The organism is Brevundimonas sp. GW821-FHT12E07, assembly GCF_058807035.1.
Window position 1 is genome coordinate 202,624 of sequence record NZ_JBXAQH010000003.1, and the last position, 24,680, is coordinate 227,303.

Annotated in this window: 23 protein-coding genes and 1 tRNA gene; 10 read left to right on the top strand and 14 right to left on the bottom strand. The window is 66.9% G+C overall.

What is annotated here, in order from left to right:
- The first annotated feature begins 9 nt into the window (after window positions 1-9).
- Both AC1ROD_RS12735 and AC1ROD_RS12740 read left to right on the top strand, forming a co-directional pair.
- Window positions 10-987, top strand: a complete 978-nt coding sequence (locus AC1ROD_RS12735) for a TraB/GumN family protein (protein WP_492948635.1) — start codon at window positions 10-12, stop codon at window positions 985-987.
- Window positions 988-1,338: 351 nt separating this feature from the next.
- Window positions 1,339-2,985 (top strand): FAD-dependent oxidoreductase, encoded by a 1,647-nt coding sequence (locus tag AC1ROD_RS12740; protein WP_492948636.1) that lies wholly within the window; start codon window positions 1,339-1,341, stop codon window positions 2,983-2,985.
- Between the two features lie 15 nt (window positions 2,986-3,000).
- On the opposite strand, the gene AC1ROD_RS12745 is transcribed toward AC1ROD_RS12740, so the two are convergent.
- Both AC1ROD_RS12745 and AC1ROD_RS12750 read right to left on the bottom strand, forming a co-directional pair.
- Window positions 3,001-3,074, bottom strand: a tRNA-Gly gene (locus AC1ROD_RS12745).
- A gap of 62 nt (window positions 3,075-3,136) precedes the next feature.
- On the bottom strand, window positions 3,137-3,712 hold the full coding sequence (locus tag AC1ROD_RS12750; protein ID WP_492948637.1) for a TetR/AcrR family transcriptional regulator: 576 nt from the start codon (window positions 3,710-3,712) through the stop codon (window positions 3,137-3,139).
- 121 nt (window positions 3,713-3,833) lie between these two features.
- Between AC1ROD_RS12750 and AC1ROD_RS12755 the strand changes: the two genes are divergently transcribed.
- Window positions 3,834-4,145 carry a CC_3452 family protein gene (locus tag AC1ROD_RS12755; protein WP_492948638.1) on the top strand — a complete coding sequence of 104 codons (312 nt, stop codon included), beginning with the start codon at window positions 3,834-3,836 and terminating at the stop codon, window positions 4,143-4,145.
- Between the two features lie 4 nt (window positions 4,146-4,149).
- On the opposite strand, the gene AC1ROD_RS12760 is transcribed toward AC1ROD_RS12755, so the two are convergent.
- A complete protein-coding gene (locus AC1ROD_RS12760) occupies window positions 4,150-5,511 on the bottom strand; it encodes a glutamate--cysteine ligase (protein ID WP_492948639.1) in 1,362 nt (453 codons plus the stop codon).
- Window positions 5,512-5,836: 325 nt separating this feature from the next.
- On the opposite strand from AC1ROD_RS12760, the gene AC1ROD_RS12765 reads away from it, so the two are divergent.
- Window positions 5,837-6,436 (top strand): hypothetical protein, encoded by a 600-nt coding sequence (locus tag AC1ROD_RS12765; protein WP_492948640.1) that lies wholly within the window; start codon window positions 5,837-5,839, stop codon window positions 6,434-6,436.
- Here the strand turns inward: AC1ROD_RS12765 and AC1ROD_RS12770 are convergent.
- The 6 genes from AC1ROD_RS12770 to AC1ROD_RS12795 all read right to left on the bottom strand — a co-directional run bounded on the left by AC1ROD_RS12770 (window position 6,433) and on the right by AC1ROD_RS12795 (window position 11,674).
- Window positions 6,433-7,152 (bottom strand): 16S rRNA (uracil(1498)-N(3))-methyltransferase, encoded by a 720-nt coding sequence (locus AC1ROD_RS12770; RefSeq protein WP_492948641.1) that lies wholly within the window; start codon window positions 7,150-7,152, stop codon window positions 6,433-6,435. The two genes, AC1ROD_RS12765 and AC1ROD_RS12770, sit on opposite strands and share 4 nt — an antisense overlap.
- Window positions 7,153-7,171: 19 nt before the next feature.
- Window positions 7,172-7,594, bottom strand: a complete 423-nt coding sequence (locus AC1ROD_RS12775; protein WP_492948642.1) for a hypothetical protein — start codon at window positions 7,592-7,594, stop codon at window positions 7,172-7,174.
- 87 nt (window positions 7,595-7,681) lie between these two features.
- Window positions 7,682-8,845, bottom strand: coding sequence for an acyl-CoA dehydrogenase family protein (locus AC1ROD_RS12780; protein ID WP_492948643.1), 1,164 nt, complete (start codon window positions 8,843-8,845; stop codon window positions 7,682-7,684).
- A 108-nt stretch (window positions 8,846-8,953) separates the two neighbouring features.
- A complete protein-coding gene (locus AC1ROD_RS12785) occupies window positions 8,954-10,735 on the bottom strand; it encodes an acyl-CoA dehydrogenase C-terminal domain-containing protein (protein WP_492948644.1) in 1,782 nt (593 codons plus the stop codon).
- Between the two features lie 3 nt (window positions 10,736-10,738).
- On the bottom strand, window positions 10,739-11,251 hold the full coding sequence (locus AC1ROD_RS12790) for a MerR family transcriptional regulator (protein ID WP_207870485.1): 513 nt from the start codon (window positions 11,249-11,251) through the stop codon (window positions 10,739-10,741).
- Between the two features lie 63 nt (window positions 11,252-11,314).
- On the bottom strand, window positions 11,315-11,674 hold the full coding sequence (locus AC1ROD_RS12795) for a hypothetical protein (protein WP_492948645.1): 360 nt from the start codon (window positions 11,672-11,674) through the stop codon (window positions 11,315-11,317).
- A gap of 38 nt (window positions 11,675-11,712) precedes the next feature.
- On the opposite strand from AC1ROD_RS12795, the gene AC1ROD_RS12800 reads away from it, so the two are divergent.
- Window positions 11,713-11,907 carry a DUF2256 domain-containing protein gene (locus AC1ROD_RS12800; RefSeq protein WP_492948646.1) on the top strand — a complete coding sequence of 65 codons (195 nt, stop codon included), beginning with the start codon at window positions 11,713-11,715 and terminating at the stop codon, window positions 11,905-11,907.
- On the opposite strand, the gene AC1ROD_RS12805 is transcribed toward AC1ROD_RS12800, so the two are convergent.
- Together AC1ROD_RS12805 and AC1ROD_RS12810 are read right to left on the bottom strand one after the other, a co-directional pair.
- The gene (locus tag AC1ROD_RS12805; protein ID WP_492948647.1) at window positions 11,870-12,307 is read right to left on the bottom strand and encodes a DoxX family protein; all 438 of its coding nucleotides are present in this window, start codon (window positions 12,305-12,307) and stop codon (window positions 11,870-11,872) included. The two genes, AC1ROD_RS12800 and AC1ROD_RS12805, sit on opposite strands and share 38 nt — an antisense overlap.
- A gap of 384 nt (window positions 12,308-12,691) precedes the next feature.
- Window positions 12,692-14,119: a protein adenylyltransferase SelO family protein gene (locus AC1ROD_RS12810; protein ID WP_492948648.1), complete on the bottom strand. Its 1,428-nt coding sequence runs from the start codon at window positions 14,117-14,119 to the stop codon at window positions 12,692-12,694.
- 104 nt (window positions 14,120-14,223) lie between these two features.
- On the opposite strand from AC1ROD_RS12810, the gene AC1ROD_RS12815 reads away from it, so the two are divergent.
- From AC1ROD_RS12815 to AC1ROD_RS12825, 3 genes are read left to right on the top strand one after another with little or no spacing between them, the layout of a single operon-like run.
- Complete coding sequence (locus tag AC1ROD_RS12815; protein ID WP_492948649.1) at window positions 14,224-14,823, top strand: DUF2975 domain-containing protein; 600 nt, start codon at window positions 14,224-14,226, stop codon at window positions 14,821-14,823.
- Window positions 14,823-15,071: a helix-turn-helix domain-containing protein gene (locus AC1ROD_RS12820; protein WP_492948650.1), complete on the top strand. Its 249-nt coding sequence runs from the start codon at window positions 14,823-14,825 to the stop codon at window positions 15,069-15,071. Before AC1ROD_RS12815 ends, AC1ROD_RS12820 begins: the two co-directional genes overlap by 1 nt.
- A 27-nt stretch (window positions 15,072-15,098) precedes the next feature.
- On the top strand, window positions 15,099-15,944 hold the full coding sequence (locus tag AC1ROD_RS12825; RefSeq protein ID WP_492948651.1) for an alpha/beta fold hydrolase: 846 nt from the start codon (window positions 15,099-15,101) through the stop codon (window positions 15,942-15,944).
- A 33-nt stretch (window positions 15,945-15,977) separates the two neighbouring features.
- Here AC1ROD_RS12825 and AC1ROD_RS12830 read toward each other — a convergent pair whose 3' ends face one another.
- Both AC1ROD_RS12830 and AC1ROD_RS12835 read right to left on the bottom strand, forming a co-directional pair.
- Window positions 15,978-16,460: an SRPBCC family protein gene (locus AC1ROD_RS12830; RefSeq protein ID WP_492948652.1), complete on the bottom strand. Its 483-nt coding sequence runs from the start codon at window positions 16,458-16,460 to the stop codon at window positions 15,978-15,980.
- Complete coding sequence (locus tag AC1ROD_RS12835) at window positions 16,453-16,803, bottom strand: ArsR/SmtB family transcription factor (protein WP_492948653.1); 351 nt, start codon at window positions 16,801-16,803, stop codon at window positions 16,453-16,455. Before AC1ROD_RS12835 ends, AC1ROD_RS12830 begins: the two co-directional genes overlap by 8 nt.
- A gap of 222 nt (window positions 16,804-17,025) precedes the next feature.
- On the opposite strand from AC1ROD_RS12835, the gene nhaA reads away from it, so the two are divergent.
- Together nhaA and AC1ROD_RS12845 are read left to right on the top strand one after the other, a co-directional pair.
- Window positions 17,026-18,225: a Na+/H+ antiporter NhaA gene (nhaA, locus tag AC1ROD_RS12840; RefSeq protein ID WP_492948654.1), complete on the top strand. Its 1,200-nt coding sequence runs from the start codon at window positions 17,026-17,028 to the stop codon at window positions 18,223-18,225.
- 260 nt (window positions 18,226-18,485) lie between these two features.
- Entirely contained in the window at window positions 18,486-21,104 is a 2,619-nt protein-coding gene (locus AC1ROD_RS12845; RefSeq protein ID WP_492948655.1) for a TonB-dependent receptor, read from the top strand.
- A 300-nt stretch (window positions 21,105-21,404) separates the two neighbouring features.
- Here AC1ROD_RS12845 and AC1ROD_RS12850 read toward each other — a convergent pair whose 3' ends face one another.
- Window positions 21,405-24,674: an efflux RND transporter permease subunit gene (locus AC1ROD_RS12850; protein WP_492948656.1), complete on the bottom strand. Its 3,270-nt coding sequence runs from the start codon at window positions 24,672-24,674 to the stop codon at window positions 21,405-21,407.
- Window positions 24,675-24,680 lie beyond the last annotated feature (6 nt).

Sequence of the window (24,680 nt, forward strand, 5' to 3'; positions counted from 1 at the left end):
GGATAAGCCATGACCCTTCGCCCCCCGCCGAAGACCGCTCCCGTCGCCCGACTGGCGAAGCTGGCCGCCGGAACCGCCCTGGGCCTCGCCCTCGTCGCCGCCCTGCTGGCGCCCTTTGCCGGCAAGGCCCATGCCGAGGCCGCCGCTGCTCCCGCAGCGGTCGTCGCCGCCGAGCCCGCGGCCGATGCCGGTCCCGCCCTGTGGGTGATCAAGGACGCCGACTCGACCATCTATCTGTTCGGAACCGTCCACGTCCTGCGCCCGACCACCCGGTGGGAATCGCCCAAGGTGACGGCCGCCTTCAACAGCGCCTCGGACATCTGGTTCGAGATTTCCAACCCCGATGACGTCGCGGCCATCGTCCCCCTGATCCAGCAGTACGGCGTCTCGCCCGCCACACCCCTCTCCAGCCAGTTGACGCCCGAGGAGTTCAAACAGCTGGACACCGCCGCGCAGGCGCTGGGCGTCACGGGCGCCCAGATGGATATCTTCCGGCCTTGGTACGCCGGCCTGACCCTGTCGATGGCGCCCCTCAAGAAGGCCGGATACGACCCCGCTTCGGGCGTCGAACTCACGCTCAAGGCCCGGGCCGAGGCGGCGGGCAAGCCGGTCCACGGTTTCGAGACGATCGAGAAGCAGGTGCTGATCCTCGCCAACCTGCCGCAGGACATCCAGCTGGAGTTCCTGCGATCGACCCTCAAGGACTATGACGAGGCGACGACGGAGCTCGACGCCATGGTCGACGCCTGGTCCTCGGGCGATGTGGCGCGGCTCGACCGTGTCACCAACCAGGACATGAAGGCCGAGGCGCCGGATATCTACAAGGCGCTGCTCACCGATCGGAACGCGGGTTTCGCCGACCAGATCCAGACCCTGCTGGCCGGTTCAGGCACGGCCTTCGTAGCGGTGGGCGCCGCCCATCTGGCCGGCGACGACAGCGTCCAGGCCATGCTGGAAGCCCGGGGTGTCGAGGTCGAGCGGGAGTAGGTCGCGGTCCCGCGCGCCACCTCAGAACCAGGCGTCGAGCCGGTGCAGGATGGCGTTGGCGACAGCGATGATGACCAGCCAGCCGGCGATGGACACCGGCATGGCGAACACCATCCCTCTCGCCGCGCGACCGTCCATGCTGTTCGCCTCCCCTTGCCGGTGGGTCCCGGTGCGCCGGTTGGTTCCGACCCCCAAGGCATAGCTTGGCCGTGCCCGCTGCGCCTCATAACTTTGGTTCGAATCGCGCGAACGCCGTTCGAAGCGCGGTGTGGCGGTTGACGCACCGGCGAAATCCGCGAACGGTTCGCGCGTCCTGCTGGCTTCTGCCCGGGACGCTCCGGGGATTGCCAGATGACCGAGACCGACACCCGTCACGCGCAGAGATTTCCGGTCCTCGACCCCACTGCCGTGGAGACGGCCCGCCGGTTCGCCAGCGACCAGCCCCGGCGCTTCGAACCCGGTGAGATCGTCTTCGCGCTCGGCGAGATGGGCAGCCCGGTCTGGCTGGTCCTCGAGGGCGCGATCGACGTGGTTCGCCGCGACGGTCTGGGGCATGAGGAGGCGATCGTCACCCACCGCCCGGGCCAGTTCTCGGGCGAGGTCAGCCAGCTGGCAGGGCGCGCCTCGCTCGCCGAGGGGCGGGCCGGGGCCGAGGGCTGCACCGCCGCCCCCATCGACGCGGCCCATCTGCGCGCCCTGATGATCGGCTCGGCCGAGGTCGGCGAGGTCGTGATGCGCGCCCTGATCCTGCGCCGCGTCGGCCTGATCGAGGGAGGGACCGCGGGCTCGATCCTGGTCGGCCATCCCGGCGACGCAAACCTTCGCAGCCTGCAGGGCTTCCTGACCCGCAACGGCTATCCCAATACCCTGCTGGACGCCGACAGCGACGCCGAGGGCCGCGCCGTGGTCGAGCGGCTGGGCGTACATCCGGATGAACTGCCGCTGATGGTCTGCCCCAACGGCACGGTGCTGAAACGTCCCACCGAGGCAGAGGCCGCGATCTGTCTGGGCATGACGCCGGAGCTGGATCCGGCCAAGGTTTATGATGTCACCGTGGTCGGGGCCGGGCCTGCCGGCCTGGCCACCGCCGTCTATGCCGCCTCGGAGGGGCTGTCGGTTCTGGTGCTGGACCAGCGCGCCATCGGCGGTCAGGCGGGGGCCTCGTCGCGGATCGAGAACTATCTGGGCTTTCCGACCGGTATCTCGGGTCAGGCTCTCGCCGGCCGCGCCTATAACCAGGCCCTGAAGTTCGGCGCCGAACTGGCCATCCCGCTGGAGGTCGCGCGGCTGGACTGCGCGGCGGAAGGCGCGGGCCTGCCGCACCGGCTGGAGCTGTCCAGCGGCGAGACGGTCCAGACCCGCACCGTGGTCGTGGCCACCGGCGCCCGCTATCGCCGCCCCGGGATCCAAAACCTCAGCCCGTTCGAAGGCTCGGGAGTCTCCTACTGGGCCTCGCCGGTCGAGGCGCGGCTGTGCGCGGGCGAGGAGGTCGCCCTGGTCGGCGGCGGCAATTCGGCGGGCCAGGCGGTGGTCTTCCTGGCCTCGAAGGTGAAGGCGCTCAATCTGGTGGTTCGCGGCCCGGGGCTGGAGGCCTCGATGTCCAAATACCTGATCGACCGGATCGCGGCCCTGCCCAATGTCCGCCTCCACACCCACACCGAGATCACCGCCCTGGAAGGTGACGCCGACACCGGCCTGACCGGGGCGGTTTTCCGCGACCGGCGCTCGGGCGAGACCCATGTCTGTCCGATGCGGCACCTGTTCCTGTTCGTCGGGGCCGATCCGAACGCCGACTGGCTGGCGCGCTGCGTCGCCCTGGACGACAAGGGCTTCGTCGAGACCGGGCGGTCAGCGCTGTCCTTGCAGACCGACACCCCGGGCATCTTCGCCATCGGCGACGTCCGGGCGGGCTCGACCAAGCGGGTCGCTGCGGCGGTGGGCGAGGGAGCGGCCGTGGTCAGCCAGATCCACCAGTATCTGGCGTCGCTTGAGGCTTGATCTGTAAGGGGAAGCTGGAGCGGGCAGCGGGAATCGAACCCGCACGAAAAGCTTGGGAAGCTTTCAGGCTACCACTACATCATGCCCGCGGAAGCGAGGCGCAAACTAGCGATTACGACGCCGGGCTCAAGACCTGATCCGTCGAAATCGGTCAGGGCTCGCCGACGAGGGCGCGGAAGGCGGCGCGCGCCTGGGCCCGGGCGGCGCCGTCGTCGAGCATGCGTCGCGAGTGACCATAGGCCAGGATGATCCCCTTCAGCTGGAAGGCCATGGTCTCGGCGGTCGCTTCCTCGATGCCGGGCCGGAGCGCCATGAACTCCCGCTTCAGGGTCTTCGCCCAGCGGATCTGGCCGGCCTTCAACTTGTCGCGCAGGGGGCCGGGCTGGTCGTCCAGCTCGATCGCCGTGGCGGTCAGGGGGCAGCCGCCGAGGACGGATTCGCCATCGACCCAGTCCAGATCGCGCTCGAAGATTTCGGTCAGCCGGGCACGGCCCGGCGCCAAAAGCTCGGCCGGCTTCCAGATTGCCATGACGAACCGCTCGATCATCGACTCGATCAGGGCTTCCTGCAGGGATTCCATGGAGTGGAAATGTTTGACCACCCCGCTCTTGGACAGATTCAGCGCGGCGGACAGGTCGCCGAGGCTCACGCCCGCGAGGCCGCGCACGCTGACCTGGTTCATGGCCTCATCGAGAATCCGGGCCCGGGTGTCCTCGCCCTTACCCATGCCGGAACACGCTCACGAAAGCCTCTTGACCAAAAGTATACGACCGTGCACTTATTAGTGTGCGACCGTTCACTTTCTCACGATGCGGCCGCCTTTGCAAACCTCCCCGGAGTGAAGCGTCATGCTCCTCATGTCCCTGATGGCGGCGCTGGCCGTCGCCCAACCCGCCTTCCTTCCCGAACCCGCCGGGCCCGGCGCCGCCGAGGCCGTACTCGTTCAACCCCGCGCCCTGACCCAGGTCTTTGACGGCCGTAGCTGGACCTGCGACGAGGCCGGCCGTTGCGTCGGTCGCGGCGCCGGCGCCAACCAGCCCCTGATGCGCGAGTGCCGCCGTTTCGTCGCCCGTCTCGGCCCTGTCAGCGCGTACGGTCGTGGCGGTCAGGCCTTGACCGAGGCCGAGCTGGCCCAGTGCAATACGGCGGCCGCCAACTGAGGCCTCAATAGGCGAAGTCGCGGTAGATGCGGCTGACGTCGCCCTGCCATTCGCCGTGGTAGAGGGCCAGGAGGCGCTCGGCGGGGGTGACGCCCGAATCCGCGATCTCTTCCAGTTCGGCCAGATAGCCGCGCTCGTCGACCATGCCGCCCGAGAGCTTGTTGCGGGCCTTCAGGCCGGCGGAGGCGATGGCGACCATGTCGACGGCGATGTCGCGCACCGAGCGGCCCGCGACCTCGGCCTTGAGGCCCAGACGGGTCACGTCGCGGCGCAGGCGCTCGTGGTCGGCGATGTCCCAGCCCTTGCACAGGTCCCAGGCGGCGGCCAGCGACGGGGCGTCGTAGAAGATGCCGGTCCAGAGCGCGGGCAGGGCACAGATGCGGCTCCACGGCCCGCCGTCCGCGCCGCGCATCTCCAGATAGGACTTCAGCCGCACCTCGGGGAAGAGGGTGGTCAGGTGGTCGTTCCAGTCCTTGATCGTCGGCAGCTCGCCGGGCCGGGCGGGCAGTTCGCCCTTCAGGAAGTCGCGGAACGACTGGCCCGAGGCGTCGATGTATTTCCCGTCGCGCTTGGCGAAATACATGGGGGTGTCGAGGGCGTAGTCGGCGTAGCGCTCGAAGCCGAAGCCGTCCTGGAAGACGAAGTCGATCATGCCGGTGCGGTCGGGATCGGTGTCGGTCCAGACATTGGCGCGCGCCGACAGGAAGCCGGAGGGCTTGCCCTCGATGAAGGGCGAACAGGCGAACAGGGCCGTGGCGATCGGCTGCAGCGCCAGCGACGTGCGGAATTTCGCGACCATGTCGGCTTCGTCGGAGAAGTCGAGGTTGGCCTGGATGGTGCAGGTGCGCAGCATCATGTCGAGGCCGAGCTTGCCCTTCTTGGGCATATAGGCGCGCATGATGTCGTAGCGGCCCTTGGGCATGACTGGCACGTCCTCGCGGGTCCACAGCGGGTCGAAGCCGGCGCCGAGGAAGCCGAGGTTGATCTGGTCGGCGACCTGTTTGACCTCCATCAGGTGCTGGCCGGTCTCGCTGCAGATGTCGTGCATCGTCAGGAGCGGGGCGCCCGACAGTTCGAACTGGCCGCCCGGCTCCAGCGACACCGAGGCCGAGAAGCCCTCGGCGTTCTTGCGCTCCAGCGCGATCAGATGGCCGCCTTCCTCGACAGGGCTCCAGCCGAAGCGCTGCAGGCCGGTCAGCATGGCGTGGATGCCGCCGGGACCTTCATAGGCCGGACGGCGCAGGGTGGAGCGGTCGAAGCCGAATTTCTCGTGCTCGGCGCCCACGCGCCACTGGTCTTTCGGCTTGGCGCCGTCGGCCATGACGGCGATCAGCTGGTCTTTGGTCAGCGGCTCGGAAGCAGACATGCATATCCCCTCGACGCCCCGGATCGCGCGGCGCCTGTCGCGGCTAGATGGGCGGGAATACGGCCATGCTCAAGGGGGGAGGGCGAGATGGCGGTCCGCATCCGAAAAAACACCGCCACACCGCCAAATCCCGCCACTTCCCAAACCCTTGAAGAGAGCGATCAGTCTAACCCGACGATTGCGGGCGCTGGACTGAAAGCCGCCTTCAGGCCCCAAAGGCCGACGTGGCGGGAAACCGGATGCGAGACCGATTTTTCCGAGCCCTGTTGCGGGCTGCTCCCGGTGCTGCTTTGGCTTGGCAGTCCGGAATGGCGGGAGCGAGCGCATGGGACGCGAAGCAGTCACGACGGCGACCTATGACGGGCGCACCGATGAGGCGAAGGTCCTGCTGGAAAGCCAGGGGGTCCTGCTGCGCGCGCCCTTCTCCCTGACGATTCCGCGCGACGGGATTTCAGGGCTGGCGGTCGAGGGCGAGACCCTCATCGGGCAGGGGCCGCGCGGACGGTTCGAACTGATGCTGGGCGCGGCCGAGGCGGGGAAGTGGAAGGCGGCGCTGGAGAAGCCCCTGCCGACGCTGGCCGACAAGCTGGGTCTGAAGTCGGGCGTCACGGTTTGGACCGCGGGTGATGTGGGCGGCCCCGAACTCGCCAATGCCCTTGCTGACGTTGAGCGCGCGGCGGCCGAGGCGGCGGCGCTTCTGATCGTTCAGGCGGCCGACAAAGAGGCCCTGAACGCGGCTCTGGCGGCCTCGGAGGGATCGGCCGCGCCGGTCTGGATCATCCACGGCAAGGGCAAGGCGGCGAGCTTCGGCGAGGCGCCGGTCAGGGCCCTGATGCGCGAACGCGGCTTCATCGACACCAAGGTCAGCGCTGTTTCGGACAGCCTGTCCGCGACGCGTTACGCGAAGCGCCAGGAGGGGCGCTAACGTTCCCAGTCGCCGACGGCGGCCTGCCACAGGGTCATGGCGGCGATGGCGGCGGTATCGGCGCGCAGGATGCGCGGACCTAGCGACACGGCGGTGGTGAAGGGCAGGGACCGCAGCCGCTCGCCCTCTTCCGGCGAGAAGCCGCCCTCGGGGCCGATCAGGATCGCCCACGGACCGGGACCGGCCGCCGTCAGGGCGGGGACGGCGGGGGCGCCGCCGGTTTCGTCGCAGAACATCAGCTTCCGGGCGGGATCCCAACCGTCGAGAATGGCGTCCAGCTTCATCGGATCATTGACCGGGGGCACGTCCAGCCGCCCGGTCTGTTCGGCGGCCTCCTCGGCGATGGCGTCCAGCCGGTCGAGGCGGACCTTGTCGACATTGGTGCGCCGGGTGATCGTCAGACGCACCCGCGCCGCGCCCAGTTCGGTCGCCTTCTCCACGATGGTCTCGACCCGCGCCTTCTTGACCATGGCCACGATCAGTTCGAGGTCGGGCGCGACGGTCTGTTCGCGCGTCCGTTCCTCGCATTTCAGGATGACGCCGCGCTTGTGCGTCTCCGCGACGCTGGCCCGCCACTCGCCGTCGCGGCCGTTGAAGATCAGCAGCTCGTCGCCCTGGGACAGGCGCATGACATTGGTCAGATAGCGCGACTGGTCCACCGTCGGGGCGACGGCGGCGTTGGGGGCGAGGTCGGAGGTGACGTGAAGGCGGATCATGTCGCGCTTATTAGCCGCCTCAGCCGACGCTCACCACCATGCCGGTGACCAGGATCACGCCGAGGCCTGCCGCGATGCTGGTCGTCCAGCCCGTACCCTTCGACCGCGACCAGCCGCTGAGGCCGAGACTGATCAGCAGCGCATAGAGGCCGAGGATGAATCCGATCGACATGACGACCTGGGCGAACCCGGCCGAGCCTATGCGACTGGCGGGGCCATCGGGATGCAAGGCCGCCACCGTGGCGGTCGATCCGACCACGGCGACGATGAAAGCCACCGAGGAGGTGACCGAGAACCCGATCGCCAGCGACCCCGTGCGTCCCTTCACATTCAGCGCCAGCAAGGTGCCCAGAAACGTCGCCGCGAACCCGCCGAGAAAGGCGCTGAGCCCCCCGGTCTGGGCGGCGATGGCGGAGAGGTAGACGGGGGAGAGCGGTTCCATGGGAGAACGTTAGCGGTATTGCACCGCTTGTCATCCCCGTCCCGGCTCTCCGCTGCGCTACGGCCGGGATGACAAGGGCAGTACGCGCTAAAGGCTACGCGCGATCAGCACCTTCATGATCTCGTTCGTGCCGCCGTAGATGCGCTGGACGCGGGCGTCCTTGTAGAGCTGGGCGATAGGGTACTCGTTCATATAGCCGTAGCCGCCGTGGAGCTGGAGCATCTCGTCGATGACCTCGCCCTGGATGTCGGTGACCCAGTATTTGGCCATGGAGGCGGTGGTGGCGTCGAGTTGGCCCTTGAGGTGCAGGCCGATGCAGTGGTCGACGAAGACCCGGGCCACGGTCAGCTTGGTCTTGACCTCGGCCAGCTTGAACTGGGTGTTTTGGAACTCCAGGATCGACTTGCCGAAGGCCTTGCGCTGTTTGACGTATTCCAGGGTCTGTTCGAGGCCGCGCTCGGCCGCCGCGACGCCTTGGACGGCGATGTTCAGACGCTCCTGCGGCAGCTGCTGCATCAGCTGGATGAAGCCCTGGCCCTCGACCCCGCCGATGATGTTGTCGGCCGGGACCTTCACATCGTTGAAGAAGAGTTCGGAGGTGTCATTGCCCTCCATACCGATCTTGTGGAGGTTGCGGCCGCGTTCGAAGCCTTCCGCGCCATCGGTCTCGACCACGATCAGCGAGGTGCCCTTCGAGCCCTGCGACGGGTCGGTCTTGGCCACGACGATGATCAGATTGGCCAGCTGGCCGTTGGTGATGAAGGTCTTGGAGCCGTTGACCACATAGCCGTTGCCGGACTTGATGGCGGTGGTCTTGACGCCCTGCAGGTCGGAGCCGGCGCCCGGCTCGGTCATGGCGATGGCGCCGACCAGTTCGCCGGTCTGCAGACGCGGCAGCCAGCGCTTCTTCTGCTCCTCAGTGCCGTAGTGCCAGATGTAGGGAGCGACGATGGCGTTGTGCAGCGATATGCCGAAATGATCCGCGCCCTTCCAGCCGAGCTGACGCATCAGCACGACTTCGTGGCGATAGTCGCCGCCGAAGCCGCCGTCTTCCTCGGGCATGGACAGGCCCAGCAGGCCCGCATCGCCGGCGTCGTTCCACAGCTGGCGCGGGACGGAGCTGTCGGCGATCCACTGCTGGACCTTCTCCGGCGGCGCATGTTCGTCGATCCATTTGCCGACGCTGTCGGAGAAGAGGGTGATCTCTTCTTCCAGCATGAAGTCAGGGGAGGGGGTGGTGATGACGTTCATGGCGTTTCCAGCGGGCAAGGCCCCGGTCGCTGTCGCCAGAGCTCGATAATATGATTGAGGCGACCCCGGCTTGGCCGGGATCGCCTCGGGATCAGTTACGCACTCAGATCAGAACGCTTCGGCCGGCATGGCCATCAGGACGTCGGCGCCGGTCTTCATCTTGGTCAGATGGGCGGCGGCGTCGGGCAGGATGCGCTCGACGAAGTAGCGGCCGGTCTGCAGCTTGGTGACATAGAACGGGTCGGTGTCGCCGGCGTCGATCTTCGCCTGGGCGGCCTTGGCCATCTGGGCCCAGAGGAAGGCCAGGGCGGTGATGCCGAACAGGTTCAGATAGTCGGTCGAGGCGGCGGCGGCGTTGTCCGGATTGGCCAGGCCGTTCTGCATCAGCCACATGGTGCCGTCCTGCAGCTTGGCCTTGGCGTCGGCGAGGCCGTTGACGAACGGCTTCACGGCGTTGTCCTCGCCGTTCTCGGCGACGAAGGCGTCGATGTCGGCGAACCAGCTCATGATGGCGCGGCCGCCCTGCGAGGGCAGCTTGCGGCCGACGAGGTCGAGGGCCTGAATACCGTTGGTGCCTTCATAGATCATGGTGATCCGCGCATCGCGCAGATACTGGCTGGCCGTGAACTCCTCGGTGTAGCCCGAGCCGCCGTGGACCTGCATCGACAGGGAGGCGACGTGGAAGCCCTTGTCGGTCAGATAGGCCTTCAGGACCGGGGTCAGCAGGCCCATGTAATCCTTGGCCTTCTGGGCGGTGGCTTCGTCGGCGGATTCCTGCAGGTCGGCCTGGAGCGCGGTCCACAGGATGAAGGCCTGGCCGCCTTCGACGAAGGCGCGGGCTTCCAGCAGCATGCGGCGCACGTCGGGGTGGACCATGATCGAGTCGGCCGGGCCGTTCGGGTTCTGCGGACCGGTCAGGGCGCGGCCCTGCAGGCGGTCCTTGGCGAAGGCCACGGCGCCCTGATAGGCGGCGGCGCCGATGGCCAGACCCTGCAGGCCGGTGCCGAGGCGGGCCTCGTTCATGACCACGAACATATTGTTCATGCCGCGGCCTTCCTCGCCGATCAGCCAGCCGGTCGCCTCATCATAGTCCATGACGCAGGTGGCGTTGCCGTGGATGCCCATCTTGTGCTCGAGGCCGCCGCAGCGGACGCCGTTGCGCTCGCCCAGCGAGCCGTCGTCGTTGACGAAGATCTTGGGCACCAGGAACAGCGACAGGCCCTTGATCCCGGCCGGGGCGCCTTCGACGCGGGCGAGGACCGTGTGGATGATGTTGTCGGCGAAGTCGTGCTCGCCGGCCGAGATCCAGATCTTCTGGCCGGTGATCTTGTAGGTGCCGTCGCCCTGCGGCACGGCCTTGGTGCGCACCATGCCCAGGTCGGTGCCGCACTGGGGCTCCGTCAGGTTCATCGTGCCGCCCCACTCGCCGGTGGTCATCTTGGGCAGGTATTTGGCCTTCAGCTCTTCCGAGGCGTTGGCGTGGATGCCCGCATGGGCGCCGGCCGTCAGGCCCGGATACATCGAGAAGGCGGCCGAGGCGCCGGCGGTGAACTGGCCGAAGGCCATGCCGACGACGGCGGGCATGCCCTGGCCGCCATAGGCCGGGTCGGCCGACAGGGCGGGCCAGCCGGCCTCGACCATCGCCTTATAGGCTTCCTTCCAGCCCTTCGGACCGGTGACGACGCCGTCGTTCCAGTGGCAGCCTTCCTTGTCGCCCGGGTTGTTGATCGGCGCGATGACCTCCTCGGCGAACTTGCCGCCTTCCTCGAGGATCTGCTGAACCAGGTCCGAGGAGATGTCCTCGAAACCGTTCTGGTTCGTATAGCGATCGATCTCCAGGACCTCGTTCAGGATGAACATGAGGTCGCGGACAGGCGCCTTGTAGGCCATGGATTACACTCTTGCTTTGAAGGGGTGACGCGCGGGGTGGCCCGCGAAGTCGGAGTGGTGGTGGTCGTGGTCGATCCGCGCCGAGACGATGGACTCGTACTCCTCGGCGCCCGGTAGAAGGTCGGGACGGATGTTCTTCAGCCGCTCTTCCATGGCCGCGCAGGCGGCCTCGGCCATTTCGATGGCGCCGTCCAGATCCTCGCGCTGCTGCTTCAGGGCCTCGATCTGGGCCCGGTGGCGACGCAGGGCGATGGCCATCTGGTGGATGTTGCCGTCGTTGCGGTCGTACAGATCCAGCATGTCCTGGATCTCCTGAAGGGTGAAGCCGATGCGGCGTCCCCTCAGGATCAGCTTGAGCCGGGCGCGGTCGCGGGCGTCATAGACACGGGTCTGGCCCTTGCGCGCAGGGGTCAGCAGGCCCTTGTCTTCATAGAAGCGCAAGGCGCGCGCCGTGGCCCCGAACTCGCGGCACAGCTGGCGAATGGAATAGGTGCGATGATCGTCGGCGGTCGACATGGACAGCGTCATAACTTGACGCGCACGTAAAGGGAAGCTTTGAGTTTGTCAGTCGGCGTTATCCTACTCTTCCCAATCGAGCCAGACGCTGAACATGACGGGGTTGGTCTCGGCTCTGGCGGATGCCAGCAGGTTCACGATGAAGGTGTGTGAATCCGCCGCCCGGGCCGCCCACGACTTCAGTTTCTGATCGTCGGTTTCGCCGTACAGGGACAGGTCCAGTCTGGCGATGTCGTATTGTTCGGTGATCTCGTAGGCTTCGACAAAGGGGACCACCCGTTCGGACGTTCGGCACATTTCCGACAGGGCCAGGAGGTCGTCGCAGGTCAGGTATGCAGACGGATAGTACCCCGACAGGCCGGCGGCATAGACGGCGCTGACGTCGGCGCCGCCGTCCCGTGGCTCTTTTCGCGCGTTGTCCATCTCGGGATGGTAGCCGTCCTGGAGCGCAGGGGAAGATCGTGGCGCGAAAGCACGTCAACGATGCAGGCGTATCGAAACGCGATTTGCCGCAGAAGACCTGCGTCTCCTGCGGCAAACCGTTCGTCTGGCGCCGGAAATGGGCGCGCGATTGGGATCAGGTGAAATTCTGCTCGGACCGCTGCCGGTCCGTCGGCGTCAGCGCGCCCAACGACCCAGCAGAACCGGGATCGTGATGGCCAGCAGGAAGACGTTGACCAGGGCCAGGCTGATGTCCATGCCGAAGGCGTGGACGCCCAGCATGATGGTCTCGAGCACGGTCAGACCGGCGGCGGCGACCACCAGGATCGGACGACCGATCTTCCATGAGGCCAGGGGCGCCAGGACGCCGAGCGCCAGAACGATCTCCGCCAGGCCCAGGCCGCGCACGAAGGCGGGGCTGACCAGGGCCGGCCAGTTCATCAGGGCGACGAGGTTGGTCATCGGCTCGGTGATCTTGGCGTAGCCGGCGGCGATGAAGAACATCGCGATCCAGCCCTGCAGGGTCCAGAGCGCGAGGTTGCGCCAGGTGGCGACAGTGCGTTCGCGCGCGGTCAGAGGGCGCGAGACAGAGGCGGGCGTGAAGGTAGCGGCCATAGCGGGACCTGAGGGAGAGAGGGGTAGTCGGGGAGGAAACGGGGGAGGAAGCGTACGCGAAAGCGAACTGGTAATCTGCAACAGTCGCGATATCGGATCGCCGTCCTGCTTGCGCAAGGGGTATATGGCGCAGATACCGAGAAATGTCATCAGCCGTAGACATCAGCTGATGACTTAGCCGATCAACGTGTGTTTCAGGCGACAGACCGGCGGCCGAAAACGCGGTCTCGATCCCGTCGTACGCTTACTGAACAGGCGGCTTCATCGACCCTCTCCGGGGCCGAACCGTGACAGTATGCATAAGGATTCGTAATGTAGGCTTTACGCCGCCGTACGGTCCGATCCGGATGTCGAGCCGGATATGGTGACGCTCAGGGCCCGGGTCTAGGGCGTTGGGAAGCTCCAGGCCTGACGCGCGGTTTCAAGACGAGACAATTTGGTCTCGAGCGCCGTCCAGTCGTCGCCCATGGCGATGTCGGCCCACAGGGTCTCGACCTCGTCGATCAGCATCTCTTCCGGCCCGGGCGCGGCGAACATCGGATGCTCCAGCCGTTCGGGCCGGTCCGGCTCGTGTTCGAACAGGGCGAAGCGGAAGGCGTCGAAGGCCTCGCCCTGGTAGAGGCCGGCGCGAGGGCTGGCCAAGGCCCGGGCCGAGGAGCTGAAGCCGGTGAACCAGTCGAAGAAGAGCGGCTCCCAGCGCAGGCTGGCGCCTGGCGCCTGACCGCCCTCGCGCAGCAGGGCCAGGGTGCAGTCGGTCAGGCGCTGGTCCGCCGCCTCGCCCAGCGACTTCACCCCCAGTCGCATCAGGAAGGCGGCGCGCAGGTGTCGGATATAGGCGGGACCGAAGCCGTTCAGGACATCCGTCAGCGGCCCGGCGTCGGCGACCAGCTTCAGACATCCGGCCAGCTGGGTCAGGTTCCAGAACACGGCTTCCGGCTGGCGTGCGAAGGCATAGAGGCCGGTCTGGTCGAAATAGGCGGCGGTGAAGCCGGGCTGGTACGACGGCAGGAAACGCCAGGGGCCGTAGTCGAAGCTCTCGCCCGTGACGTTCAGATTGTCGGTATTGAGCACCCCGTGGACGAAGCCGGCGGCGATCCAGTGCGCCGTCAGCCGGGCCGAGGCCTCGACGATGGCGGCCAGCAGGCCCGGCGCGTCCCCTTGCGCGACCTCGGGGTGGTAGAGGGCGCGGACGTGCTCGACCAGCTGTTCGATCAGGTCGGCGCGCTGGAAGTATGCGGCGCGCTGGAAGGTCCCGAAGCGGACGTGGCTGTGCTGCAGCCGGACCAGAACCGCCGAACGGGTGGGGGAGGGCTCGTCGCCGCGCTCCAGCGCCTCGCCGGTCTCGATCAGGCTCAGCGCCTTCGAGGTCGGGACGCCGAGGCTCTCCAGCATCGTCGCCGCCAGCACCTCGCGCACCCCGCCCTTGAGCGTCAGCCGTCCGTCGCCGGCGCGCGACCAGGGCGTCGTGCCGGAGCCTTTGGTGCCGAGATCCAGAAGCCGGTCGCGATCGTCCCTCAGCTGCCCCGCCAGAAACCCGCGTCCGTCGCCGAGGTCGGGGTTGTACGTCCGGAACTGATGGCCGTGATAGCGCATCGCCAGCGGTCCGGGCTGGCCGGGCAGAGGCTGGAACCGCCCGAAGGCGGTGATCCACTCGGCGTCGCTGAGACCTTCCAGCCCGACCGACGCCGCCGCCCGGTCATTGCGATAGCGCAGCACCGTCTCGGGAAACTCCGCCGCCTGAACCGGATCGCCGAACTCGGCGCCCAGATCAAAGAAGCGCGGTTCGGGGCGATAGGCGGAGGTCACGGACATGGCGCCCAGATGGACGCTGTCGCGATCCGTCGCAATGGCGAAGCGACAACATATCGTTTGACAGAAAATAATTTCAATTCGATCCTGCGGCCAAGGAGGCCGTCATGACCGCTGTCATCACCTTGAAGCCACGCGCCGAGCTGCTGGTCGCCCCGGAGACCGACGCCCAGCGCCGGGTCCGTCTGGGCAGTCAGGCCATGGTCTGGCTGTTCACCGGATTGTTTGGCCTGGCCGTCGTGGTCCTGGCGACCGCGCTGGCGACCATGGTCTTTTACAAGGGCGAACTGGTCAGGATCGGGCCCGACAACGCCTATCTCGGCGGCGGCCCCGCCAACTCCGTCGCCTTCGGGTCGCTGCCGCTGGTTCACCGTCTCGTCTACTGTCTGGTGGGAATCGCACGCGCCACGCCGATCATCATGCTGTTCTGGAGCGTGAGGACGCTGTTTCGCCTCTACGTCCGCGGGAAGGTCTTCGAGCCCGAGAACGGGCGCAGCTTCAGCCATATCGGCGGGTGGCTGTGCGCCTATGCGGTGTCACCCTTCCTCTGCCATCTGGTCCTCAGCGCCACCGGCTATGAGATCGACAGGAACTGGGCCCATGTGGCCAGTTTTCAGGCCTTCATCCTGGGGCTGCTGGTTTTCGTGATCGGCCAGGTCATGCGCGTGGGCCGAGAGATCGAGGAAGATCGAAAGGCCTTCGTCTGATGCCCATCGTCCTTCGTCTCGATGTCGTCATGGCCCGACGCAAGGTGCGGTCCAACGTTCTGGCCCGCGCCATCGGCATCACCGAAGCCAATCTGTCCCTGCTCAAGTCGGGCAAGGTGAAGGGCATGAAGTTCGAGACACTCGAGGCCATCTGCACCTATCTGGGCTGCCAGCCGGGCGACATCCTCGAATACCGCCCCGACGACGACATCGAACACCCGCCGATCGAGTTCAAACGCGCCGGCTGAACGGCGCATCAACCCCGGAGACATCGTATGAAACTGCGTTCAACGCCCGTCTGGGCGATCGCGATCGGCTGCCTGCTGTTCAGTATGACCCAGGCCGTTGCGGAGACCCGCTTCGTTCCGGTCGAAGGCGGCCAGATCGCCGATGAGACTTGCGGCGAAGGGCCGGCGACCGTGGTTCTGATCCACGACGGCATTCTGGATTCGTCCGCCTGGGACGGGGTGTGGTCGCGGCTTTGCGGCGCCTACAGGGTGGTGAGATACGACCGGCGCGGATACGGCGCCTCTCCGGCCGCCTCCGCGCCCTACGACCCTGTCCCTGATCTCGCCGCCGTCCTGCGGGCGGCCGAAGTGAGCCGTGCAACTCTCGTCGGCTCGTCGGCCGGCGGGGGTGTGGCGGTGGAATACGCCCTGGCCCATCCGGATGCGGTGCAGGAGCTGGTGCTGGTCGGACCGGCGGTCAGCGGCTTTCGTCCGACCGATCATTTCATGCGGCGCACGGCGAACCTGGTCGGTCTGCTGTCGCAGGGGCGGCTGGAGGATGCGGCGCGCGATCCGTACATCCTCACCCCCTCGGCGGACGCGGCCCGGGCCTTCGTCGTCGCCGATCTGAGCGCTCACCCCGGTAATTTCGGCGCCGGCCGGATGATGCGGAACGGCGAGGGCGTGATGGGGCGGCTGAAAGATCTGTCGACGCCGACGCTGATCATAACGGGCGAGGTCGACATGCCGGATGTTCACGCCCACGCGGGAGCGCTGGAGGCGCTCATCCCCGGCGCCAGGCGGATGGTCATGCCAGACGGGGGCCACTTCATCTACCTCGAGCGGCCTGACGCCTTCGTCTCCGTCCTGCAGGACTTCCTCGCGAAGCCGTGACGGGCTGCTCCCGGAGATCAGGCGCGCCGCCTGTCAGCCTCCGTCCGCCAGGGTATCGAGCAGCCCGTCCAGCGCCTCGAACTGCTCGGGCCAGGCGCCGGTGCTGCCGGAAGCGAGCGCTTCGTCGAGCGCCTCCTTCGAGGGATAGAGATCGTGCACCACGACCGTCGTCCTGCCGTCCGTTTCGGTGAAGGTCGCGGTGGTCACGGCCCCGTCCTCGCCTTCCTCATTGGTCCAGACGATGCGGGAGGGCGGCACGACCTCGATGTAGCGACCGAAGAAGGCCATGGGCTGTTCCGAGGCCGGGTGGCCGAAGACATAGCGGTACGAGCCCCCGGTCCGGACGTCGGTCTCGCAGGACAGGAAGGTTATCCCGAACGAGGCCGGCGCCCACCAGCGCATGATCAGCTCGGGCGTCGTCCACGCCTCGAAGACAATGCGCGCGGGCGCGTTGACGGTCCGTGTCACCACGAGTTCCCGGTCAGAGGTCCGTTCGACGGTCGTACGGCTAGTCATCGCTCTTCTCCTTGCGTTTCAAATCCTCGACGACCTGATCCAGGGCGTTGAAGCGTGCATCCCAAAGCCGGTGGTGCGTCTCGATCCAGGCCGCCTCTTCCTCGAGACGGCGGCGGCCAAGTCTGCAGGTCCGGACGCGCCCGATCTTCTGCGTCGTGACCAGCCCCGCCTGCTCCAGAACCCCGACATGCTTCTTCATGCCCGTCAGGGTCATGTGAAAGCGGTCGGCCAGCTCAGAGATGGAGGAATCCGATCGGCCGAGCTGCTCCAGCACCCCGCGCCGGGTGGCGTCGGAGAGGGCCGCGAAGGCCGCGTCAAGGCGGGTTTCTGAATACTGCACCATTTGGTTCAGTGTTAGATCGCGAATGTGCGGAACGCAAGGGCTCCGCCCGGTTTGCGTTGAACCGAAACGCTGCCGTGGGTATTCCTGTTCGCAGAGATCAGGCCCGCCGCGCGGGTCAGGCCGGCGCCGCCCTGCTTTAAGTATTCGCAGGGCGGAAGCATTCGGTCCGGCGCCCGTCGATAACCTGGCGCCACGGAACAGACCCCTTCGCAGGAGGCCCCCGTGGCGAGCAAACTGACACTCGATTTCCTCAAGACCGAGACCGCCTCAGGGGCCGCCCTCGGCCTCGCCGCCGTCGCCGCCCTGATCGTCGCCAACTCGCCCTGGGCGGGCGACTACTTCCACTGGCTGAAGAGCTATCAGGTGCTCCAGCTCGGTCCGCTGCGTCTCGAGGAGACGGTGTCCGACTGGATCAAGGAAGGTCTGATGGCGATCTTCTTCCTCGTGGTGGGGCTGGAGATCAAATACGAGATCCTGAAGGGCGAGCTCAGCGATCCGAGAAAGCTGGCCACCCCGGTCATCGCGGCGCTGGGCGGGATGATCGCGCCCGCCCTCGTCTATCTGGCGGTCGCGGGCGTTCTGGGTGGGCCGCACGCGGGCTGGCCCGTGCCGCTCGCCACCGACATCGCCTTCGCCCTGGCCGTCTTCGCCCTGGTCGGCAAGGGGTTGCCGCCGTCGCTGCGCGTCTTCCTTCTGACCCTGGCGATCGTTGATGACCTCGGAGCCATCGCCCTGATCGCCGCCCTGTTCAGTTCGGGGGTTCAGCTGATCCCCCTGCTGGGCGTGCTGGCCCTGCTCGTGACGGGAGCGATCTGGTCCGGCGTGGGGCGGATTCCGGCGCCCTACTGGGTCATGGGCTTCTTCGGCGTCTGGCTGCTGACGGTCGAGGCGGGGATCAGCACCTCCCTGACCGCCGTGGCCTTCGCGATCATCGTGCCCATCAAACCGCGCCACGAGGATCGCCAGAGCCCGCTCAAGGAGGCCATGCAAGACCTCCACCCCTATGTCTCCTGGCTGGTCCTGCCCCTCTTCGCCTTCGCCAAGGCGGGCGTGTCCTTCGCCGGCCTGTCGCTGGAACAGGCGGCGGCGCCCCTGGTGCTGGGGATCGCGCTGGGGCTGTTCCTCGGTAAACAGATCGGGGTCTTCGGCGCGGCCTGGCTGGCGGCGAAACTCAGGGTCGGCGCCCGCCCCACCGATGCGACCTGGCTTCAGGTCTATGGCGTCAGTCTGCTGTGCGGGGTCGGTTTCACCATGAGCCTGTTCATCGGCGCCCTGGCCTTTCCCGGCGCGGTTGATTCCCCGGAACAGGTCGAGGTCAAGCTGGGGGTGCTCGGCGGGTCGTTGCTTTCAGTCCTCGCCGGCGCCCTGGCCCTGTCGGCCGCAAACCTTACGTCACGCAAGGTTTTGGCCGAAACCGCTTGAGATACTGCATAAGGCGATCTGAATATTGACCTAGCGTCATGGATATTTGTCGCTTTTGCGTCACACGACACTGGCTTGCGAGATGAAATTCGCCTGAAAGGCAGCGTGGCGGGGGCACAGCTTCTTGTTGCCTTACCCGGCTTGGACTACGCCAAGGGTTCAAGACTCCATCGTCCCGCAAAGAGGACGGGGATCGGGAACAGGAAACGCCGCGACTGTCCCCAATGTGGGCTGTCGGGCCATTGAGCCGGGAGCCGTCCATGCGTCTTACGCAAATTCTTCGCACCACCACGTCCGCCGCTGTCGTCGGCGCCGCTGTCTTCGGCTTCGCCGGGATCGCTTCAGCCCAGACCGCGCCCCAGGATCAGGATGGTCCGGCGGCCTCGGTCGACGACATCATCGTCACCGCCCAGAAGCGTGAGCAGAGCCTGCAGGACGTGCCGATCGTGGTCACGTCGCTGAACCAGGAAGCCCTGAACAACGCGGGTGTGAGGGACATCAAGGATCTGCAGATCCTGACGCCTGGCATGACCGTGACCTCGACCACCTCGGAAGCCTCGACCACGGTCCGCATCCGCGGCGTCGGCACCGTCGGCGACAACCCCGGTCTGGAAAGCTCGGTCGGCGTCGTGATCGACGGCGTCTATCGTTCGCGCAACGGCGTCGGCTTCGGCGACCTGGGCGAGCTGGAGCGCATCGAGGTCCTGAAGGGTCCGCAAGGCACCCTGTTCGGCAAGAACACCTCGGCCGGCGTCGTCAACATCATCACCGAGGCTCCGTCCTTCACCCCCGGTTTCAACGGCGAACTGACCTGGGGCAATTTCAACGCCCTGGGCGCCTCGGGTTCGGTCACCGGCCCGATCAACGACCAGGTCGCCTTCCGCCTGTACGCCGCCAAGCGCACGCGTGACGGCTTCAACCCGGTCGATATCGGCGACGGCCCGCGCGCCCAGCTGGACGACCAGAACCAGGACTTCTGGACCGCCCGCGGCCAGCTGCTGATCCTGCCCAACGACAACGCCTCGATCCGCATCATCGCCGACTACTCCAGCCGCGATGAATACTGCTGCACCGGCACCCAGATCCGCACCGGCCAGACCTATCCCTTCATCGACGCCCTCTCGAACGGCACCGGCCAGCGCCCGCCGAACGCGACCTTCTCGGGCCTGCCGTTCTCGCGCACGGGCTTCGCCAACCGCGGCACCGAACAGGAAATCACCGACCGCGGCATTTCGGCGGAAGGCAATTTCGACCTGAGCAACGGCGCGACCCTGACCACCGTCACCTCGTGGCGTCAGTGGGACTCGGTCAACGGCCAGGACATCGACTACACCGGCGCTGACATCCTGTACCGCAACCCGGACGGCGACTACGGCTACCGGGTCGGCAACATCACCCAGGAAGTCCGTCTGGCCGGCCAGAACGACAAGCTTGACTGGCTGGTCGGCGCCTTCGCCACGCGTGAACACATCGACCGCACCGACAGCTACATCTTCGGCGCCGACTATACGCCCTTCCTGTCCTTCCTGCTGTCGGCCAACCTGAACCGCGCGGTCCCGGCCTTCCCGGTCAGCACCAACGACATCGGCTGCTTCACCCGCGTCGCCCAGACGGCGCTGGGCCTGCAGCAGTGCCTGGGCACCGGCGGCGCGGTTTCGGGCGGCGGCATCGGCTATATCGTCGGCCAGGGCGTCCGCGACCAGTACAGCCAGGACTCGGACTCGGTGGCGCTGTTCACCAACGACACCTTCCACGTCACGGACAAGTTCGATATCACCGTCGGCCTGCGCTACACCTACGACTCCAAGTCGATGGACGCGCTGCAGACCAACCAGAACGGCAACTCCAACACCTGTAACGCCGCCCTGGCCAATGCCGCCGCCATCACCGGTGTTCTGGGCGCCGCCGGGTCTTCGATCCTCGGCACCATGTGCCTGCCCTGGGCCAACAGCGCCTTCCAGGATCGCGCCACCCATCAGGAAGAGAGCGACGGCGAGTTCAGCGGCACGATCAAGGGCTCCTACCGCCTCAACCCTTCGCTGATGACCTATGTGTCCTATGCGCGCGGCTACAAGAGCTTCGGCTACAACCTCGACCGCGTGCAGAGCGGCGTCACCCCGCTGGCCTCGACCTACTTCCCCTCGGAACTGGTCGACAGCTATGAAGCCGGCTTCAAGGCGACCCTGTTCGACCGCAAGGTCCTGTTCAACGTCAGCTACTTCGACCAGAAGGTCTCGGACTTCCAGCTCAACACCTTCCTGGGCACCGCCTTCGTGGTGGAATCCATCCCCGAGCTGAAGAGCCGCGGCGCCGACGCCGACTTCCTGTGGTTCACCCCCATCGAAGGCCTGAGCCTGTCGAGCGGCCTGACCTACACCGACTCCCACTACGGCAGCTTCGTCGCCGCGGACCTGGCCAACCCGGCCAACTTCCCGCAGCTGTCGCTGCTGCCGGGCCGCACCCCGTCGTTCGCTCCGGAATGGTCGGGCACCGCCTCGGCCAACTTCGAGCGCTCGATCGGTCACGGCCTGCGTCTGGGCGCCAGCCTGACGGCCAAATACACCAGCGAGTACAACACCGGCTCCGACCTGCTTCCCTACAAGCAGCAGGACGCCATGACCCTGGTCAACGGCCGCATCACCTTCGGTTCGGAAGACGACCGCTGGACCTTCGAGGTCTGGGGCCAGAACCTGACCGACAAGGAATACATCCAGGTCGGCTATGCCGCGCCGCTGCAAGGCACCGCCTTCCAGTCGACGGTCCAGACCACGGGCGCCTATGCGGGCACCTACTACAACCCGGCCCTCGATACGGCGACCTACGACGCCTACCTCGGCCAGCCCCGCACCTACGGGGTGACCTTCAAGGTCAAATACTGATCGTCCCGAAAAGAGGACGGAACTCAGAGGCCGGCCGGGGGAAACCCCGGCCGGCTTTTTTATGCCCTCTCCGTCGCTGCGATGGGGAGGGGACCGCGACGCGCTTGCGTCGTGGCGGAGGGGATGATGCGCGTGCCTGGCCTTCTCTTCTTGCGGGAGAAGGTGGCAGGCGAAGCCTGACGGATAAGGGGTTGCGCAGGCCTGTGAGGTGAGGGGCGTTCGACGTCAAACGTCGGCACGCCCCCTCATCCGAGCCGCTTTGCGGCCCACCTTCTCCCGCAAGGAGAGAAGGATCAGATACTACTCCGCAGGCGTTTCCGCTTCTTCGGCCGGATGGTGGTGGTGCTGGCCGCCGAACCAGCGGTCCATGCGGCGCTCCAGCCGGGTCTTGACCCCGTCGATCAGGCTGAACACCACCGGCACGAAGAGCAGGCTGAGCGCGGTCGAGGTGATCAGGCCGCCGATGACCGCGATAGCCATGGGCGAGCGGAACGCCGTGCCCTCGCCGACGGCGGCGGCGATCGGCAGCATCCCCAGACCCATGGCGAAGGTGGTCATGATGATCGGCCGGGCCCGCTTGTGGGCGGCGTCGATCAGGGCCTCGCGCTTGGGCATGCCGCCGCGCATGGCCATGATGGCGTAGTCGACCAGCAGGATGGAGTTCTTGGCCGCGATCCCGGTCAGCATGATGATGCCGATCAGGGCGGGCATCGACATCGACTTGCCGGTGATCAGCAGGGCGAAGAAGGCGCCGCCGAACGACACGGGCAGGGCGGCCAGGATGGTCACCGGGTGGAAGAAGCTGCCGAACAGCAGCACCAGCACGACGTACATCAGAAGGATGCCGGTGAAGATGGCGAAGGCGAAGCCGGCGCCCAGCTCGGCGTTGGATTCAGCGTCCCCGGTGAGCTGCTGACGGACGCCTTGTGGCAGCTCCTTCATGGCCGGCAGTTCGTTGATCGCCTTGGTCGCGACGCTGAGCGTCGTGCCCGAAGTCTCGGCCGAGATGTTGGCGACCCGCAGCCGGTCCAGACGGTCGATCTGGTTGGGCCCGGCGCCGAAGCTGATGTCGGCGACGGCCGACAGCGGCACCACCGCGCCCGAGGCCGTCGGGACCTTCAGGTTTTCCAGCACGCCGAGTTGGGTGCGGGATTCCTCGGTCAGCATGACCCGGATCGGCACCTGACGGTCGCCCAAGTTGAACTTGGGCAGCAGCTGATCGGCGTCGCCCAGGGTGGCGACGCGGGCCACCTGGCTGATGTCCTGGGTCGAGACGCCCTGCAGGGCGGCGACGTCGGCCTTGGGCGTGATCAGCAGTTCGGGCCGGACGAGGGCCGAGGAAGAGACCACGTTCGACAGGCCGTCCACGCCGCGCATTTCGCGCTCCAGACGGGCCGCGGCGGGCTCGAGGGCGGCCGGATTATCGCTGACCAGAGCCACCTGCATGATGCCCGCGCCGCCGTTGCCGGAGCCGCCGAACTGGACCCGGGCGCCGGGTGTCTGGCGCAGGGTCGGGCCGAAGTCCTTCTCGAACTCCTGCTGGCTGAGCTTGCGCTTGCCGCGCGGGACAAGGTTGACGGTCAGGTTGGCCTTGCGGACCTCGCCGGCGCCGGAGCCGCCGCCGGGTCCGAAGCTGACCGTGGCCGAGCCGATGGAGGAATAGACGGACTCGACCTCGGGCCGCTTCATCAGTTCGGCGTTGATGCGCTGAACGGCGGCGTCGGTTTCGTCCAGCGTGGTGCCGGGCGGTAGCTGGATGGTCAGGCTGGAGCGCGACTGGTCCTCCACCGGAATGAACTCGCCGGGCAGGCTCATCGCCAGGCCGATGGAGAAGATGAAGAACAGCAGACCCATCCCCATCACCCACAGGCGATGGTCGCAGAAGCGGGCGCGGACCCGTTTCAGGAACGGCGGCTTGCGCGCAGGACGCGACAGGTCGAAGTCGGCGTTCGAGGGCGAGCCTGTGGCCGCCCGGACCGTGGTCGTCTGGCCCGCAACGGCCGGAACCGCCTTGCCGCGGTCGCCCAGCGCCCATTCCAGGGCGTGGAGATAGGGCGCCATCCAGAACGGATCCTTGTGCTCCTTGCCTTGGTCGCGCTTGAGCAGATAGGCGCCCATGAGCGGGGTCAGGGTCCGGGCGACCAGCAGGGAGAACAGCACGCTGACGCAGGCCGCGATGGCGAAGCTGACGAAGAACTGGCCGACGATGCCGGGCATGAAGCCCGTGGGGGCGAACACCGCCACCAGGGTCGCGGTCGTGGCCATGACCGCCAGACCGATCTCGTCGGCGGCTTCGATGGCGGCCGGATAGGGCGGTTTGCCGTCGCGGATGTGGCGGACGATATTCTCGATCTCGACGATGGCGTCGTCGACGAGAATGCCGACTGTCAGCGAAAGCGCCAGCAGCGACACGACGTTCAGCGACTGTCCGGCCATGTCCATGATCCAGAAGGTCGGGATCAGCGACAGGGGCATGGCGATGGCGGCGATCATGGTCGCACGCCAGTCGCGCAGGAAGACGAAGACCACGGCGATGGCCAGCAGCGCGCCCAGAAGCAGGGCTTCGACCGAGGCGTGGAAATTGTTGATCACGTCGTCGGTGGTGTTGGCCACCTGTTCGATCGTCACGTCCGGACGCTCGGCGTCCAGCTTTTCGATCTCCTTCATGGTGTTGTGGTAGACATCGACCTCGGACGAGCCGATGGCGCGTGAAATGCCGAAGCCGACGACTTCCTTGCCGTTGAACCGGGCGCGGCCGCGCTGCTCGGACCATTCGTCGGTGATCTCGCCCAGATCGCCCAGCCGCACCGAGCGGCTTCCGACAGGGATCAGGGTCTCGCGCAGCTGTTCGACGGTCTTGGCCGAACCGACCGTGCGGATGGCCTGTTCCGCGCCGCCCAGCTCGCCCCGCCCGCCGGGCAGGTTGATGTTCTGGGTGCGCAGCTGGTTGGAGACGGCCGCGGCGGTGACGCCGGCGGCTTCCAGACGGTCAGGATCCAGCTTGATGCGGATCTCGCGGCTGACGCCGCCGTCGCGGCTGATCTGGCTGACGCCCTTCACCGACAACAGACGTTTGGCCACGGTGTTGTCGACGAACCAGCTGAGCTCCTCCGGGCTCATTCCCGGCGCGCGCACCACATAATTGGCGAAGGGAATGGCGGTGAATTCGATGCGCTGGACAATGGGCTCCAGCACGTCTGCGGGCAGGTTCTGGCGTACGCCGGCGACGGCGTTGCGCACGTCGTTGGTGGCCTTCTCCAGATCCACGCCCAGCTGGAACTCGATCGAGGTCGTGGAGACGCCCTCGTTGACCACCGACTGGATGTGCTTGACCTGACCCAGACCGGCGACCGAGTCCTCGACCAGACGGGTGACCTGGGTCTCCATCTCGGTCGGGGCGGCGCCCGACTGGATCACCGTCACCGCCACGACCGGCAGGTCGATGTCCGGGAAGTTGTTGGTCCTGAGCTTGAAGTAGCTCGACAGCCCCGCCACCGTCAGGACGATGAACATGAGCACGATGGGGATCGGGTTCTTGATCGCCCAGGAAGAGATGTTCTGGAAACCCATGTCCGG